Source organism: Bradyrhizobium mercantei (assembly GCF_001982635.1).
In the GTDB taxonomy this organism is placed as follows: domain Bacteria; phylum Pseudomonadota; class Alphaproteobacteria; order Rhizobiales; family Xanthobacteraceae; genus Bradyrhizobium; species Bradyrhizobium mercantei.
The window spans coordinates 285,662-300,606 of sequence record NZ_MKFI01000001.1; the positions used below are offsets into that span (position 1 = coordinate 285,662).

14 protein-coding genes, 1 tRNA gene and 1 pseudogene are annotated in these 14,945 nt (G+C 64.4%); 11 read left to right on the top strand and 5 right to left on the bottom strand.

The window, feature by feature from the left end; translation table 11 throughout:
• Positions 1-175: 175 nt before the first annotated feature.
• The 4 genes from BI327_RS01360 (at position 176) to BI327_RS01380 (ending at position 2,467) form a co-directional block, all read left to right on the top strand.
• A tRNA-Ser gene (locus tag BI327_RS01360) sits at positions 176-268 on the top strand.
• Between the two features lie 536 nt (positions 269-804).
• Positions 805-1,071: a DUF3606 domain-containing protein gene (locus tag BI327_RS01370; protein ID WP_076857965.1), complete on the top strand. Its 267-nt coding sequence runs from the start codon at positions 805-807 to the stop codon at positions 1,069-1,071.
• Between the two features lie 266 nt (positions 1,072-1,337).
• Positions 1,338-2,018, top strand: coding sequence for a hypothetical protein (locus BI327_RS01375; RefSeq protein WP_076857966.1), 681 nt, complete (start codon positions 1,338-1,340; stop codon positions 2,016-2,018).
• Between the two features lie 167 nt (positions 2,019-2,185).
• Positions 2,186-2,467: a hypothetical protein gene (locus BI327_RS01380; RefSeq protein ID WP_076857968.1), complete on the top strand. Its 282-nt coding sequence runs from the start codon at positions 2,186-2,188 to the stop codon at positions 2,465-2,467.
• Positions 2,468-2,707: 240 nt separating this feature from the next.
• On the opposite strand, the gene BI327_RS01385 is transcribed toward BI327_RS01380, so the two are convergent.
• Positions 2,708-3,466 (bottom strand): sulfite exporter TauE/SafE family protein, encoded by a 759-nt coding sequence (locus BI327_RS01385; protein ID WP_076857970.1) that lies wholly within the window; start codon positions 3,464-3,466, stop codon positions 2,708-2,710.
• A 794-nt stretch (positions 3,467-4,260) separates the two neighbouring features.
• Between BI327_RS01385 and BI327_RS01390 the strand changes: the two genes are divergently transcribed.
• Complete coding sequence (locus tag BI327_RS01390) at positions 4,261-5,316, top strand: acyltransferase family protein (protein ID WP_083741879.1); 1,056 nt, start codon at positions 4,261-4,263, stop codon at positions 5,314-5,316.
• A gap of 392 nt (positions 5,317-5,708) precedes the next feature.
• On the opposite strand, the gene BI327_RS01400 is transcribed toward BI327_RS01390, so the two are convergent.
• Positions 5,709-6,623 (bottom strand): DMT family transporter, encoded by a 915-nt coding sequence (locus BI327_RS01400; protein WP_076857974.1) that lies wholly within the window; start codon positions 6,621-6,623, stop codon positions 5,709-5,711.
• 94 nt (positions 6,624-6,717) lie between these two features.
• Here BI327_RS01400 and BI327_RS01405 point away from each other — a divergent pair, with 94 nt between their 5' ends.
• Positions 6,718-7,506, top strand: a complete 789-nt coding sequence (locus BI327_RS01405) for an AraC family transcriptional regulator (protein ID WP_076857976.1) — start codon at positions 6,718-6,720, stop codon at positions 7,504-7,506.
• Between the two features lie 17 nt (positions 7,507-7,523).
• Here the strand turns inward: BI327_RS01405 and gcvA are convergent, their stop codons facing one another.
• Positions 7,524-8,426, bottom strand: a complete 903-nt coding sequence (gene gcvA / locus BI327_RS01410; protein WP_076857978.1) for a transcriptional regulator GcvA — start codon at positions 8,424-8,426, stop codon at positions 7,524-7,526.
• A 195-nt stretch (positions 8,427-8,621) separates the two neighbouring features.
• On the opposite strand from gcvA, the gene BI327_RS01415 reads away from it, so the two are divergent.
• The gene (locus BI327_RS01415; protein ID WP_076857980.1) at positions 8,622-9,128 is read left to right on the top strand and encodes a PaaI family thioesterase; all 507 of its coding nucleotides are present in this window, start codon (positions 8,622-8,624) and stop codon (positions 9,126-9,128) included.
• Positions 9,125-10,387 carry an MFS transporter gene (locus tag BI327_RS01420; protein WP_245334679.1) on the top strand — a complete coding sequence of 421 codons (1,263 nt, stop codon included), beginning with the start codon at positions 9,125-9,127 and terminating at the stop codon, positions 10,385-10,387. Before BI327_RS01415 ends, BI327_RS01420 begins: the two co-directional genes overlap by 4 nt.
• A gap of 20 nt (positions 10,388-10,407) precedes the next feature.
• On the opposite strand, the gene BI327_RS01425 is transcribed toward BI327_RS01420, so the two are convergent.
• Entirely contained in the window at positions 10,408-11,385 is a 978-nt protein-coding gene (locus tag BI327_RS01425; protein WP_076857982.1) for a quinone oxidoreductase family protein, read from the bottom strand.
• A 92-nt stretch (positions 11,386-11,477) separates the two neighbouring features.
• Here BI327_RS01425 and BI327_RS01430 point away from each other — a divergent pair.
• From BI327_RS01430 to BI327_RS01440, 3 genes and pseudogenes are all read left to right on the top strand, one after another.
• Positions 11,478-11,883 (top strand): annotated as a pseudogene (locus BI327_RS01430) (winged helix-turn-helix transcriptional regulator).
• A gap of 86 nt (positions 11,884-11,969) precedes the next feature.
• Entirely contained in the window at positions 11,970-12,689 is a 720-nt protein-coding gene (locus tag BI327_RS01435; protein ID WP_076857984.1) for a helix-turn-helix domain-containing protein, read from the top strand.
• Positions 12,690-12,762: 73 nt separating this feature from the next.
• On the top strand, positions 12,763-13,527 hold the full coding sequence (locus BI327_RS01440; RefSeq protein WP_076857986.1) for a sulfite exporter TauE/SafE family protein: 765 nt from the start codon (positions 12,763-12,765) through the stop codon (positions 13,525-13,527).
• A gap of 99 nt (positions 13,528-13,626) precedes the next feature.
• Here the strand turns inward: BI327_RS01440 and BI327_RS01445 are convergent, their stop codons facing one another.
• Positions 13,627-13,893, bottom strand: a complete 267-nt coding sequence (locus BI327_RS01445; RefSeq protein WP_021078341.1) for a hypothetical protein — start codon at positions 13,891-13,893, stop codon at positions 13,627-13,629.
• Positions 13,894-14,945: the final 1,052 nt, after the last annotated feature.

A 14,945-nucleotide genomic window follows, 5' to 3' on the forward strand; every position in this document is an offset into this window, starting at 1 on the left:
TTATCGCTTATATTTTTTGTGCATTCCGGCATCAGAATCGCCGAGTGAGGGTACCGTGTGAGGGCTAAGCGCCCATTCCGGGGCCGCCCGCGGCGGCGCTGTCACTAAATCACCTTGCCGCAAACTGAATCTGCCGCTTGCGGCTCAGCGCCCACTCGGGCATATCGGCGCCATTGGAGAGGTGGCCGAGTGGCTGAAGGCAACGCTTTGCTAAAGCGTCATACGGTCTCAAGCTGTATCGAGGGTTCGAATCCCTCCCTCTCCGCCAGCCCCACAACCGGCTGCCCAACCACGATCCCCAGGGATCCCTATGGAGACATTCGGGCGTTGGCCCGCCCGGTGTGAACCGGCAGTCACCTCCGCGTGAACGAAACATCATTCCCGGCACCTCGAAGCGAGCGCGAAACAAACCGCGCGCAGCATCCCCGCATTGTTTCCTTTCACCTGAACATTTCCGGGGTAAAGCCATGCAGCAAGACAGTGGCATCCAATTCCAGGATCTCGACCAGGTTTTGCGTAACGCCCAGCTTCGTCGCTCAGTCGATTTGGATCCCTGGTTCCGGCCGCGCTTCTCATCCGCAACAGGCAGGCTCGTGATCGCAACTTCTCTCGCATGTATGGTTGTCCTGCTGGCGATCGTTGCTGCCCCGCGGCCCGTCTCGAGCGCCGCGCTTGGCAGCGAGTGGCAATGCAGCAAGGCGGCGTTTGTTTTGACGACCTGTCGTCAGGCCGACCCTGCTCGCTCATAGCAGGCGGCCTGCAGGAACGTTGCCGCCGGCTCAGCGTTGCGTAGGCGGCGACGGCATGTTCGCGAGAGCAACCGGTCCCATCGTCGACCAGTCGATGTCGACGCAATGCCGCAACATCGCGAGCAACAACTTCTATGTGAGCCAAATTGCCATGAACAAACGCAGGCAAACCTATTTCCGCAATTCGCTGGATCTGCGCGACAAGGTCCAGGTCAAAGTATTGAAGAAGCGGCTAAGAGTCTCCGATCAACAGTTTGCCTCAATAATCCGGAAATCCGGCCCCTCGATTGCGGCTATCACCAAAGAAGCCAAGGTGATCTGATCCAACATTCCGAAAAGCGGCGGAGCGTCGCGATGTCAATCGACGGGTGAAACCATTGGCCCCGCCGCTCCGTAGCTGGACCGCCGACCCATTTCTTCCATTTTTGGCACTTAGGGCCGGCTGGGGCCGTTCGGTCTTTCCCAGTCACGAACGGCCTCACTTTTGAGTCCATCCAAGACCAGTGTCAGCTTCCCCTCGGCCTGATTATTTGGCATCAAATCACCACGAGCCCAGCAGAAGAACCGGGCTGAGGGCGAAGAAACACAATGGATGGCCCAAGTCGCGGTCCCAGGTTAGCGATCTGCTTCGCACTGGTCTTCGTACTGCCTGCTGCGCAGACGCCGCCGACGGTGCATACGCCGGACGAGTGGCGTGTGGTTGACAAGGAATGTCGCGACGTCTCGCCTCCGCAGGCAAAGATACGGGCATGCCTCAAGTTGCTGAGCGACCGGCGGCTCTCGACCGCCTCTATCGCGCCGATCAATGGCGAAATATCGAGCACGTTCCAGAGCCTGCGGGACTACGACAACGCCATCAAGTACAAAAAGATCGAAATCGAACGCGCGAACAGCGCGGCGAAGCAAGCTTCTTCGTCGGACGATGCGCTTCCTGCAAGCCTTGGCGCGATGTCGCTGCGTTACATGGAGCTCGGCTCACTCCAGTCCCTCAATCGCCTCACCAACTTGAAGGGCCAGTCGGATGAAGCGCGCCGGGTCGCCACTGAAGAGCAAGACAACTACAATCTGGCGCTTTCATACAACCCGATGAACTACAGGGCCTATCGATACCGTGCTGAAATTCGCAGCCTGTTCTGCGACAGCGCGTCCGCCGCCCAGGACATGGAGGCGGCGATTAGGTTTGCTGAACAGGTTGGGGATCACGACGCCGCACGAGACTACAAGCGCGCCACGCTGGGCGCCTGCATTCCGGCGTGGCGGCGAGAATAGTCGGCCAGACCCATCAGGCTATCGCCACCCGGTGGCCGATCCCGCGCCAGACCGCCCCGACCGTATTCTTACGGCCTCCCGACTGGCAGGCTACTTGCGATGTAGCCGTGAATAGTTCGGCGCCAGCTGTTCTCGGTGTACCGAACTCAGACATTCGGAGCACGCACATGAACATGCATCATCGTTTTGAGACAGCTCGCGGACGCACCGGACAAGAGTCGACGATCAGCAAGATGCTGTCCGATCTCGTCCTGGCCTGCCAGCAGATCGAAGCCGACATCGCGACCGAAGAAGCGCGCGCGGGGATTTATGACCGGTCGGACGCAAGGTATCCCATCTTGGCACGGTCGCTCAATGAGCGGCACGCCAATCTCAAGGGAACCATCGCCACACTCGAAAAGCGTGTCACCGAGACATCCCAGCACAAGCTGGTCACCGACGCGGCATAGCGCGGTCCTTGACCCACTTCCTGTTGGATGACCAAACGTGAGCAGGGCAATCGCAGTCCTGAAGCGATATGAGGTGACTCACTCAGGCACGCGGCCGCAACACCGGATGGTGCAAGACGGCAAGCTGCGAGCAAGCGGCTAGTGCGTGTGGAAGACCTCGCTCCCGAAAATCGTTTCAAGCCACAACGCCGTCGGTCACACGCTTTTCCCGGCTTGACGGACAGCCCCAGGCCTCTTTCCTTAGCCGAGATATCCGGACACACCGTCCCACAGCAGTTTCAGCGCAGTCACGACCAGCAGTCCGTAGCAAGCGCGGTAGATCTGTCGTTGATCGAGCCTTCCATGCAGCCGCCAGCCGAGCCAGACGCCGGCGGGGATGGCGAGCAGGCAGGCTGCCATCACGATCCAGACATTGCCCGTTGGTCTCACCAGCAGCAGCCACGGCACTGCCTTGGTCGCGTTGCCGACGGTGAAGAACAGGCTCGTCGTTCCGGCATAGACCTCCTTGCTGAGGCCGAGCGGCAACAGATACATCGCAAGCGGCGGCCCGCCGGAATGCGCGACCATGGTCGTAACTCCCGACGCAAGGCCCGCGGCAACCGCCTTGGGTGACGATCGCGGACGGACCGTCGCGTCCGAACCTCCCAGCAACCAGAGACCGACGAATGTCAGGGTCACCATTGCCATGACAATCGCCACGGCGCGATGGTCGAGCACGCGGAACAGCAAATAGCCGAGCCCGATGCCGATCACGAGCCCAGGCAACAGCAGCACGAGGTCGGGTTTCGACCAGGTCGACGGCTTCCAGTAGCGCAGCGCGAACAGGTCCATTGCAATGAACAAGGGGGCAAGCAGGCCACCGGCCGTCACCGGATCCATCACGAACGACAGCAGCGGAATCCCCACAATGGAGAACCCGCCGCCGAACGCGCCCTTCATGAAGCAGATCAAGAATACACCGGCGAAGGCGATCACGACGGTGGTGAGTGTCAACTCCATGCTTGTCGTCCCACGGGAGCCACAGGCCCGGAGCGCGTCTGCGCTCGGGCCGATTGCGGCGTACAATCTGATTGATGCAGGCAAACTGCTTCGACCACGACCGCGGTGCAATCAAAACATTGCACTCGGTGCAATCGAGTTGGTCCCCTCGCCTCATCGCGCCGGTCCCGTTCATCCTGCGCAACCTCGTTGAGCCGCGCCGCGCGCGGTCCGCTGGCCGCAGGCCGTCATGCGCTTCTTTCGAGCGGCCGGAGAAATCAGGGGCGCGCCTGCGGGCACGGTCGAGACGCAACGTCAAAGGGGCCCGCTGGACGCAGGCCCCTCTGCTACCTCACTGGATTCCGAAACACTGCCGCTTGCCGTCGTTGGGGCAATAGAAGCAGGCTTTCGAGGAACAGCCAGACAAGTCTCCCGCCTTGTTCAGGGTGTAGTTGCATCCTGCGGTTCTGTCGCACGCCTTCACGACTGCTCCGATGGGGGCAGCAGATGCCGACTGACCGAACGTGAACAGAGCAATCGCAGTTGCAACGGCGAAGCTCAGTGTAACTGAACGCATGATTTACCCTCCTCCACAATTGGGCCGACGCACCATTGCATCGCCTCGGCCGGAACTCTCGCAGACCGGCTCCGGACATGATGTGAGGCGGGTCACTCAGGCGCGTGGGTGGGCACGCCGCATAGACGATCGGCAGCACAACGGCCGTCACACACATTCCTCCCGGCCCAACGGACAGTACGGAGCCCTTTACCTTGGTCAGCGGTAACCCTTGCCCTCTGACACCGATTGCGGAAGGATGGCCTCTTTCGAGCGAGACTTATTTCATGGCATTGATTTCGCGTCGCGTTCTGGCCGATTCATCATGAGCACGATGCGATCGGACCCCACCCATCGGCAGAGCCGCTCCGAGCCGCTCGACGCGCTCCGCGGCCTGGCGATTTCGCTGGTCATCGCCTGCCACTACGTCGGCTTCACATTCGGCCTGGTCGGCGTCGACCTGTTCTTCGTCCTCAGCGGCTTCCTGATCGGCGGCATTCTGCTGGATAGCCGTGAACAGCCGGGCTATTTCTCATCCTTCTACGGACGGCGCGCGTTCCGCATTCTGCCGCTGTACTGGCTGCTCCTGCTGATCGCTCCGCCAGCTCACTGGGGCTACTATCTGTTCTTCGCCCAAGCCGTGCCGTGGTTGCAGTTCGGTTATCCCCTGCACGAACCGACCTTCGTCACCTGGTCGCTGGCCATCGAAGAACAGTTCTACCTGATCCTGCCGGCGCTGATCTACTGGCTGCCACGACGCTGGCTGATCCCCGTGCTTTGGAGCGGCGTGCTGCTCGCCCCGGTCTGGCGCTGGCTGTTCGACGCCTATTTGCCCGACCTTTCCTGGGAATATCTGCTGCCCGGTCGTCTGGACGGACTGTTCGGCGGCGTTCTGCTCGCCGCTTTCCTGCGCGGCTATTGCCGCTCCCGCATCACGTGGGCGATGCTGGCCTGCCTGCCGCCGCTTTGCGACATTGCCTATTTCGTGGTGGCTGGCCCCTTCGCCTACTTTCTCTCGGTCACGGCCTTGATCTGCAGCGCTGCCGTCTGGTCGGGCGCCGTCACCCAACGGCCGATCATGCTCCGTCCGCTGATCTGGATGGGGCGCCGCTGCTATGCGCTCTATCTATTCCATCTGCTGGTGTACAACATGTTCGTCGGCCTCGGCGGCCAGTTCACTGCCTTGATCGCGCTTCCGATCGTGTGTATCGCCGCGGAAATCAGCTGGCGTACGATCGAGGCGCCGCTCATCGGTTACGCCAAACGAAGATTTGCCCGAGCCGAATCCAGCCTCCAAGGCATTGTCGCGGTTTAGGGCAGAACGCGATGCGGCTCCGGCGCTGCGCCGACCGACGTCAACCGCTGCCGCGGGTCGATGGATCGAGATTTCGGTTTTCTCCAGGCGGGATCGGCCCGAAGCCGGGATATCGGTACCAGCCCGGAGGAGCCACCTGTTCGCTTGGACGGATGATGAGGTGTTGTCGCACGCGCCTGTGAGGCGCGGTTGCAGCGTCGGCAGCCGCACTCCACAGCAGCACAAGGGGCAGCATCAAGGCCGAGGCAACATGCAACAAACCACGCCAGGAAACACGCAAGGAAACACGCATCGCGATCGCTCCGTTTCACCATACAGGTGATCACCGAGCGTAGCGCTGTATTCTGCCCCGACCTCTCACATGCGATCAAAACAGCGAGATCGCCAATCGGTCACCTGCGAGCTACCGCGCGCGCGGTCGTCATCGGCCGCGGGAAAGCCTGCGCGCAGGCGACACCGAGCAGCGCGAGGCCGCCGCCGATGACGTGGAAGGACCTGACCGGCTCGCCCAGCATCACGATCGCGGCCACAGCCGTGAGCACCGGCAGCAGGTTCATGAAGATCGCGCAGCGGTTCGGGCCGAGCTGCGCGACCCCGCGGATCCAGAGGAACGGCAGCACCACCGAGGCCAGCGCGCCGGCATAGACGATCAGCGGCCAGGTTTCGGCGTTGACCTGACGCAGCGGCGCCGGCGTCGCGAGGAAGGCGGGAAACATCACCGCCAGCGCGCACAGCGCCTGCATGTAGGTGGATTGCCATCCGCTGATCGGCAGATTCCAGCGCTTCAGCAGCACACCGTAGAGCGCGTAGACGATCGCGGCGAGCAGCATCAAGGCGTCGCCCGCGTGCACGCCATTGTGCAGCAGCGACGACAGATCGCCGCCGCTGACGAGATAGACGAGGCCCGCAAACGACAGCGGCGCGCCGCAGACCATGCCAAGCGTCGGTTGCTCGCCGAGCAGCGCGGCACTGAGTCCGACCGTCAACAGCGGCGTCAGCGCGGTGAAGACGGCCATGTTGGTCGCAGTCGTGGTCTCCGCCGCGAGGTATGACAGGCTCTGGAACAGGCACATCGCGAGGAAGCCGAGGATCGCGAGCGGACCGAGATGCGGCCAGATCGCGCGGCGATTGCGCCAGGCGCCGCGCGCCACGAACGGCGACATCAGGAGCACCGCGACCAGCAGGCGATAGAAGGTGATCGCCTGCGGACCGATCGTGTGCGCCGAGAGGCGGGAGACGATGACGTTGCCGGCCCACAGCACGATGGCAACGAAGGGATAGAGAAGTGCGGCTTTCTTCCTGAACATGACCTGACAGCGTTTGTGAAGGACGCACCAGCAACTACCTGTCGCGCCAAGGTCCGTCTCACGCTAGAATGACCGCGCCTAGCGAGATTGGGACATGCGAGATGAAGATGTGTTGGACGAGCTGATCACACGGCATCTCGGCTATCACGCCACGGCGCGGCCGATGGCGGCGATGGAGATCGACTATCCGAGCGGCGCCTCGACCGGCCTGCACGCGCATCCGCGCGGCCAGTTGCTCTACGCGATCGAAGGCGTGATGGTCGTGCGCTGCGCCGAAGGCACCTGGGTGGTGCCACCCAATCGCGCGGTGTGGCTGGTGGCCGATCTCGAGCACGAGGTCCGGATGTGCGGCGCGGTCAAGATCCGCACCGTGTTCGTCGACGCCGACGCGGCCCCCAATCTGCCGCAGACCAGCTGCGTGTTCACGGTCTCGCCGCTGCTGCGCGAATTGTTCGTGGCCGCGATGCGCGTGCCGCTGGACTATGCGCCGGCGACCTCCGACGAGCGGCTGATGCGCGTGCTGCTCGACCAGCTGCGCGAAATCGACGTGCTGCCGCTGCATCTGCCGACGCCGCGCGACAAGAGGCTGGCACGGATCTGCGCGGCGCTGGTGGCCCGCCCGGACGATACTTCGACCGCCGCGCAGTGGGCGCGCCGGCTGAAGCTGACGCAGAAGACGATCCATCGCCTGTTCGCCAGGGAAACCGGCATGACGTTCGGCGAATGGCGTCAGCAGGCGCGCCTGCTGTTCGCGCTCGAACGGCTGGCGCGCGGCGCACGGGTGGTCGATGTCGCGCTCGATGCCGGCTATGCCAGCCAGAGCGCCTTCACCGCGATGTTCCGCAGGCATTTTGGCGTGCCGCCGAACGCGTTCTATCGCTAGGCCGTCGCGGCGGAGAACTATCGCTCCGCAGCCGCTGACTGGGCGGCCGCCCCCAGGATCCAATCCCTGAACGCCGCGATCTTCGGAAGCCCCTGCCGGTTGTCGGGGCAGACGAGATAATAGGCGAACTCCTCCAGATGCGCGGTCTCGAGCAGCTGGATCAGTTCGCCGTTCTCGATCTCATGCGCGACCATTGCCGCCGGCAGCAGCCCCGCGCCCTGCCCGGTCAGCACGGCTTTCAGCAGCAGACCGCTGTCGTCGAACGACGGTCCGCGCGGCGTGCGGACCTCCGCGATGCCGTTGGCCTGAAACCACAGGCTCCACCCCTTGCGGTCGGCATCATGCACCTGCGGCCAGCCCGCGAGTTCGCCGGGAGATTTCGGCAGCCCGAGACGCGCGACCAGCGCAGGCGATGCCACCACGACCATCTCGACCGTGACGACGCGATCGCTGCGCAGCCCCGGATAGCGGCCGAGGCCATGGCGCACTGCGACGTCGACGCCGCTGCGCGAGAAATCGACCACCGTGTTGCTGGTGACGATCTGCAGGTCGATCTCGGGATGCGCATTCTGAAATGACGCCATGCGCGGCACCAGCCAGGCCGACGCGAAGAACGGCGTGACGCTCACCGTCAGCGTGCCGACGTCGACTGACGCAGCGACGCGGCGCGAGGCCTCCGCGATCTGGCGAAACGCGTTGCGGATCGACGGCAGATAGTCGCGCCCGGCATCGGTGAGATAGATGCCGCGCGGCACCCGCTCGAACAGCTTGACGCCGAGATGGGCCTCCAGCGTCTTGAGCATCTGACTGACCGCGCCCGGCGTCACATACAGCTCTTCAGCCGCGAGCTTCACCGAGAGATGGCGGGCGGCGGATTCGAACGCCTTGAGCGCATTCAGGGGTGGAAGCCTGCTTTCCATGATTTAGATTTTCTAATCCACAATGCACAGCAAATCTGGTTTGCCAGCTCGGCCGCACGGGCGTTTCATCAGCCTATCTTAACGCCAAAAGCCGCGTCAACGCAGAGAGGCCCGAATCATGAAAGTTAGATTTTCTAAGCTTTCTCCAGGGCTATCGGCGGTGGCTTTCGGTTCCCGGATGGAGCCCCGACAAGAATGACTGAGGTCCCAAATAAACTCGCGCCGCACGAGATCGGTGCTGGCGGCCAAGCCAGCCAACTCGTCGAGCGCATCAACGCGTCGCAGGCCGGCAGCCTGCCCGGCCTGTTGGACTTTCATTGGCTCGAAGCCGGACGCGGTCTCATCCGCGGCCGCTTCGAGATTGCCGCGAAACACTTCTCGCCGCACGGGCTGTTGCACGGCGCCAGCATCGTCGCGCTGGCGGATACCGCGTGCGGGTTCGGCTGCCTCGCCTCCTTGCCGGACGGCGCCATCGGCTTCGCCACCGGCGAGTTGAAGACGAACTTCATCGGCGCCGCGCGCGAAGGCGGCGTGAGCTGCGCGGCGCGCCTCGTTCACGCCGGGCGCACCACCCAGGTCTGGGATGCCGATGTCAGCAGCGAGGCGACCGGCAAGACCATCGCGCTGTTTCGCTGCACGCAGATGCTGCTCTATCCGCCGGCCAAGGCCGGCGAGCGCGCGGCACAGGGAGAACGAACATGAGGAACGCCGTGATGCACGCCGGTTATCAACGCGCAAAGCCGTTCTACGGCTGGTATGTCGTCGCGGCAGCCTTCGTCGTGACGCTCATTGGCTTCGGCAGCGCCTACACGTTCTCGTCCTTCGTCGAGTCCTTGCAGCGGGAGTTCGGCGCCTCGCGCGGCTCGGTCTCGCTGGTGTTCTCGTTCGCGGGCTTCCTGTATTTCGGGCTCGGCATCGTCTCCGGCCCGCTCGCCGACCGCTGGGGCGCACGCAGGCTTGCTGGCGTCGGAATGGCGCTGGTCGGCCTCGGCATGGTGCTGGCGGGACAGGCACAGACCATCCTTCAGGTCTATGCCGCCTACAGCATCGGCATCGGCGCCGGCGTCGGCTGCGCCTACGTCCCGACCTTGGGCGCCGTGCAACGCTGGTTCGTCCGGCGGCGCGGTTTCGCATCGGGCCTTGCCGTCAGCGGGATCGGCGTCGGGACATTGGTGATGCCGCCGCTCGCAACCTGGCTGATCACGAGCTTCGGCTGGCGCGATGCCTATGTCGTGCTGGGTGTCGTTGCCGCCGTCGCCGGCATCGGAGCATCGCTCCTGATCGCGGACGATCCGCGCCGCTACGGCACCGGGCCCGACGGCGATCCGCTCGAGGCGGCATCGGCCGCGCCACTCCGCCAGGGTGTTTCGATCCGCGATGCGGTGCGGACCGCCCGCTTCGCCGGGCTCTATGCGGCCTGCCTGATCAGCGCGTTCGGGGTGTTCGTGCCCTTCGTGCATCTGGTGCCCTTTGCGGTCGACCACCAGGTGGCGCCGACGCTCGCCGTGCTGCTGCTCGGGATGATCGGTGTCGGCAGCACCGCCGGCCGGTTCTTCCTCGGCGGCATCGCCGACCGTGTCGGCCGCGATGCGTTCCTGGTTGCGATGTATCTCGGCATGGCGGTCTCGCTGGCGATCTGGGCGCTCGCCGGCAGCTTCTGGTCGCTCACGGCCTTCGCGCTGCTGTTCGGCGTGTTCTACGGCGGCTGGGTCGCGATCCTGCCCGCCGTGGTCACTGACCATTTCGGCGGCCGCAATGTCGGCGGCATCATCGGCATCCTCTACACCAGCGTCGCGTTCGGCACGCTGCTCGGCCCCAGCGCCGCCGGCTTCGCATTCGATATCAGCCACAGCTACTTCATTCCGGTGGCGATCAGCGCAGCCGCCAACCTCGTCGCCGCCCTCATCGCTGTCGCGACGATGCGAACGGCCTCGCCGATCGCCTCGGTCGCGCAGGCATGACGCAGCCGCCGGCCAGGCCCTTAAGGTAGCAAGACGACCTTGCCGGTCGTCTTGCGCGCCTCGATCATGCGATGCGCCCTCGCAATCTCGCCGAGGGCGTATCGACCAGCGATGCGCACCGTGAGCTCGCCGCGTCCGATCAGCGCATAGAGCTCCGCCAGGTCGGTGCGCACGTTCTCGGCCGTGAGCAGCGGGATCAGCGCCAGCCCTTCCAACGACTGGTTCTGACCAAACATCGCGTTGAGGGCCGCGTGATCGAGATCGGCCCGACCGAGCGCACCGAACAGCACCTGGCCTTGCGGCGCGAGCGCAGCAAGGTACTCGTGCGCGATTCCCCCGACGAAGTCGTAGACCACGTCGATACCCTCGCCGCTCGCCGCGTCGGCAACCGCCGCCCCCCAGCCGTCGCAAGCCGTGACGACGCCGGCATCCGCGCCAAGAGCCCGGGCAATCGCGATCTTCTCGTCGGAGCCGGCGGCCGCGATGATCCTGCGCGCGCCTTGCCGTCGGGCGAGCTGGACGATGAGGGCGCCGACGCCGCCTGCGGCGGCCGGGATCAACACCGTTTTGCCGGTTGCCGGTGACCGCCGCACGGCATGGAGCGCGGTCAGCCCCTGCACCATAGCCGCCACAGCGGCATCGAAGGGCACGTCATCCGGGATCGGATGCACGGCACGGGCGTCGACCGTCACGAATTGTGCGTAGCCCCCGCCGAGGCCATGAGCGAACAGCGGAACCGCAACGCGGCTGCCGACGACTGTGCCGGCGTGGCCGTTGCCGCCGATGTCCTCGACGACACCAGCGACTTCGACGCCCGGGGTCATCGGAAGCTGCGGCGTGAAGCCATAACGGCCGGCCCTCATCAGCACCTCGAAGTAGTTCACCCCGGCGGCCATCACGCGGATCAGCACCTCGCCCACGCGAGGCGCCGGCCGAGGAATATCAACGACGTCGAGCACGTCAGGTCCGCCGAAGCGGCTCAGGACAACAGCTTGCATGGCAGAGTTCCCAGTGGGTTTTCAGGAAACTGCCCTGGATATGCTATCTGGCTCTACGCACCATTTGCTCCCCAAGACACCCGGAGGTGACCATGACGAGGGTCGTGAACAGGCTGCCGTCCCTGCCGATCGAACGGGCCTTGAAGACGATCTCCGGACGCTGGAAGGCCGTGATCCTTTATCACTTGATGGATGGACCGAAGCGCCTGTCGGCTCTGCAGCGGCTGCTGCCGCAGATCAGCCAGAAGGTCCTCGTGCAGCAACTGCGCGAGCTCGAGGAACATCGCCTCGTCGACCGCAAGGTATTCGGCCAGGTCCCGCCGCGCGTGGACTACTCCGCCACCCCGCTCGGCCTGAGCCTGCAGCCGATCATGCTTGCGCTGTGCGAATGGGGCACGCATCACGCGCGCGAGCTGGACGAGTCTCGATGAAATGGCCGATTGCATCGTCCGTCCGCGCAATGCGAAAATTGGCGCGGCGGCTGCAGCCGGCCGATAGAGACCGTCCGCGAACCGCTGCGGCCGGGCAAATGCGCCGCGTGCTCTACCCTTTCCGCCCAATTGAATTAGCCGATCGCTTCGCCGATGACCCGCTCTGCCTCTGCCACCACCTGGACATACCGGCGCGCGGACCGTGACGACATCGTCGAGCTGGCATCGTGGCGCGGTGCCGGCTCGCTTGGCCTCAGGCCCCACTTCCATGACGAGAGCCAGATCGTCGTGGTGCTGTCGGGATCACGCGCCTTTCGCATCGACGGTGCGACCGTGACCGTGCCTGCGGGCCATGCCGCGCTCATCCCGGCGGGGATGCTGCACGCACCGGTGCCGACCCCGGACGACGAGACGGTATGCCTGAACGCCTATGTTCCGGCCAGCCGCGCCTCGTCATCGCTTAGCATCCTCCGCATTGGGGCACGGTGGCGAAACGCCGACGAGATATCGCCCGACCACATCCGCGAGATCGCCGACGACACGCTGTCGCGCGAGCGATCACCGTCGGCCAGGCTGATCGACAGGAGCGAGCTCGGCATCGCCCTGACCGCGAGTGTGGAGCCGATCGGCGCGATTGCCGCAGGCTTCGGGCGAAGCCGCGAAGGCTTCAGCCGCATGGTGAGGCGTGAGCTCGGCGTGGCGCCGCATGCGTTCCGCCTGCTGGCGCGGCTCAACCATGCCCGGCAGTTGCTGCGCGCCGGCGAGCCGATCGCAGCCGTTGCGGCCGATACGGGCTTCTCCGACCAGAGCCACCTCACCCGCCTGTTCCGTCGCACCTTCGGCACGACGCCGGGCGTCTACTGGCGCGACTGAAGCGCCGTCACAGACATTCCAGACCAGCCGTTGCTCCGTCCGCTAGCCTGCTCGCGCTGCAAAGGGGTGAAGGATGGATATCCGGACAAGTCTTCTGCTGCTCGTGGCCGGTGTCGCGGGCGGCATCATCAACGCATTGGCGGGCGGCGCGACGCTCATCACGTTTCCGGCGATGCTCACGGCTGGCCTGCCCGCCGTGATCGCCAATGCATCGAATGCGGTGGCGATCTCGCCGGGACATCTGATCGCAGCGCTCGCCGATCGCGGCAAGCTCCCGCCGGCGACGCGACGCACGATCAGCTTCATGGCCGTCTCCACGCTTGGCGGCGCAGTCGGCGCCGGCGTGCTGTTGCTGCTTCCCGAGCGGCTGTTCGTCCTGCCGGTGCCGGCCCTGATCGCATTCGCGACGCTGCTGTTTGCCTTCGCGCCGCAGATCCAGGGATGGACCATCGCCCGCCGGAAGACCGCGACCTTGCCGCCGAACGGCGCGAGCAGTGCAGTGCTGGGATTGGCGTGCGTCTATGGAGGTTTCTTCGGGGCCGGTCTCGGCGTCATCCTGACCGCGGTGCTATCGATCACCGAACCCAACGACATCAGGGCGATCAAGGCGCTGAAGAACCTGCTCGCGACCTGCGTGTCGCTCGCCGCCACGTTGATCTTCGTGTTTCAGGGCGCGGTGCGATGGCCGGAGACGGCGACGATGCTGCTCGGCGCCATGGCCGGCGGCTATGCCGGAGGCTACCTGATCCGGATTCTCCCCGGGCCGGTCGTCCGGCAGTTCGTGATCGTGGCTGGCGCGGTGATGACCGTGATCTATGCCGCGCGATACTGGTGCTAGATGGAGCGAGGGAGCCGAGGCTCCCGGCTCGATAACGACCGGCGCGTTTTCGAGCGAAGCGGGTACCGGTTCGCGTGAAGAAAGCGCGTCAAACGAAACCTAATGCGTCGTCATCCAGGCGCGGGCTTCGCGCTGGGCGGCCGCGATCTCGACATCGGACATCTGCTCGGCGACTTCGCGGCGGTGCGCGATCGCGTCAGTACGCCCCTTGAGCGCCGCCAGGTTGAACCATTTGTGCGCCGCGACGAGGTTGACCACCCCGGAGCGACCGCTCGCCCAGTACATGCCACGTTCGAACAGCACGTCCTGGATTGCAGTCGCAGCAACCGGGACTGCGCTTTCCTGATCGATGACCCCCTGAAACATTGTCGTCATTCCCCTTTTTTGTTGTTGGCCGCCCTCCCCCGAGCGCGGCCCCCGTCCACTGTTGAACTACCCTGCTATTCCCGCGCTGATCCTTTGGATCATGCGCTCGCCGTTTGCCGGCTTGTTGGGATGATCATGGCCCATCAAATTTGAAGAGCGGTTTAAGTATCGCGATGAACGGGATGTAAACCGGCGCCGCCGGGCACGCCTGCCGGAATCGAAGAAGTGCCTGTGCCGCAGGCACTTCCTTGCATTCATGAACACCGGTTTACCCTGCTGTTTCGGACAACGATAACCATGGCGGACAATGGCCGCGGGCGATCGCCAGCCTGGGCGGGCAGTCAGTCCGGAAATTGGCGGAGGGATGGCACGACCAGCGGACCGCGTGCGGGCGGGTGCACGGACAAATGCAAAGCGAGGCCGTCAGGCCTCATGTCGATCCGGAACTGGAATGGGAAAGTGGCTGCCGGGCGCGGACTGCGCGGGCCGCCGGAACGAGGGGGTCGGCGAACACGTCAGGACCAGATTTCAGCTCGGCATTCTCGCCGGCGAAATTGCGGAACCAAGCGGGCTCCGCACCGAACGAAGAAATCTCTGTTTCTTCTGCCGGACCGGTTTTGGGAAGGTTGCCCTCTCCGAAATACGATCCAGCCGTTTGACCTGATGTCTCGCCGACACCCTCTTTCGTCAGCCAGAGCCTTGGGGTGGGATGTGCCTCTCAGCAGTCCGTCCGCTGGCTCTCGCGACGTGCCGGCGTCAAGCCGCCGGCAATCCTCTCAAGGCGAGAGGCTTACTTCTTCTTGGCGACCTTGCGGGTCTTCTTCGCAGTCTTCTTCACTGCGCTCTTCGCCTTCTTCGCCTTCTTCGCCTTCTTTGCCTTCTTAGCCATGTTGCCCTCCAGTATGTGAGATGGCTCTACTTCGCTGCGTGCACTCGGGAATCGATATGCACTACTTCCCGAATACACCAACAGACTGAAAAAAACAGTGTCCCGCTTAAGGAAGTGTTGACGCAGCGGTGGCAGTGCGGACGGCGCGCGCCGCCGTTCAAAT

Coding starts and splice junctions, on each gene's coding strand:
- BI327_RS01370 (WP_076857965.1), top strand. CDS start 805: ATGTTCGCGAGAGCAACCGGTCCCATCGTCGACCAGTCGATGTCGACG.
- BI327_RS01375 (WP_076857966.1), top strand. CDS start 1,338: ATGGATGGCCCAAGTCGCGGTCCCAGGTTAGCGATCTGCTTCGCACTG.
- BI327_RS01380 (WP_076857968.1), top strand. CDS start 2,186: ATGAACATGCATCATCGTTTTGAGACAGCTCGCGGACGCACCGGACAA.
- BI327_RS01385 (WP_076857970.1), bottom strand. CDS start 3,466: ATGGAGTTGACACTCACCACCGTCGTGATCGCCTTCGCCGGTGTATTC.
- BI327_RS01390 (WP_083741879.1), top strand. CDS start 4,261: ATGGCCTCTTTCGAGCGAGACTTATTTCATGGCATTGATTTCGCGTCG.
- BI327_RS01400 (WP_076857974.1), bottom strand. CDS start 6,623: ATGTTCAGGAAGAAAGCCGCACTTCTCTATCCCTTCGTTGCCATCGTG.
- BI327_RS01405 (WP_076857976.1), top strand. CDS start 6,718: ATGCGAGATGAAGATGTGTTGGACGAGCTGATCACACGGCATCTCGGC.
- gcvA (WP_076857978.1), bottom strand. CDS start 8,426: ATGGAAAGCAGGCTTCCACCCCTGAATGCGCTCAAGGCGTTCGAATCC.
- BI327_RS01415 (WP_076857980.1), top strand. CDS start 8,622: ATGACTGAGGTCCCAAATAAACTCGCGCCGCACGAGATCGGTGCTGGC.
- BI327_RS01420 (WP_245334679.1), top strand. CDS start 9,125: ATGAGGAACGCCGTGATGCACGCCGGTTATCAACGCGCAAAGCCGTTC.
- BI327_RS01425 (WP_076857982.1), bottom strand. CDS start 11,385: ATGCAAGCTGTTGTCCTGAGCCGCTTCGGCGGACCTGACGTGCTCGAC.
- BI327_RS01435 (WP_076857984.1), top strand. CDS start 11,970: ATGACCCGCTCTGCCTCTGCCACCACCTGGACATACCGGCGCGCGGAC.
- BI327_RS01440 (WP_076857986.1), top strand. CDS start 12,763: ATGGATATCCGGACAAGTCTTCTGCTGCTCGTGGCCGGTGTCGCGGGC.
- BI327_RS01445 (WP_021078341.1), bottom strand. CDS start 13,893: ATGTTTCAGGGGGTCATCGATCAGGAAAGCGCAGTCCCGGTTGCTGCG.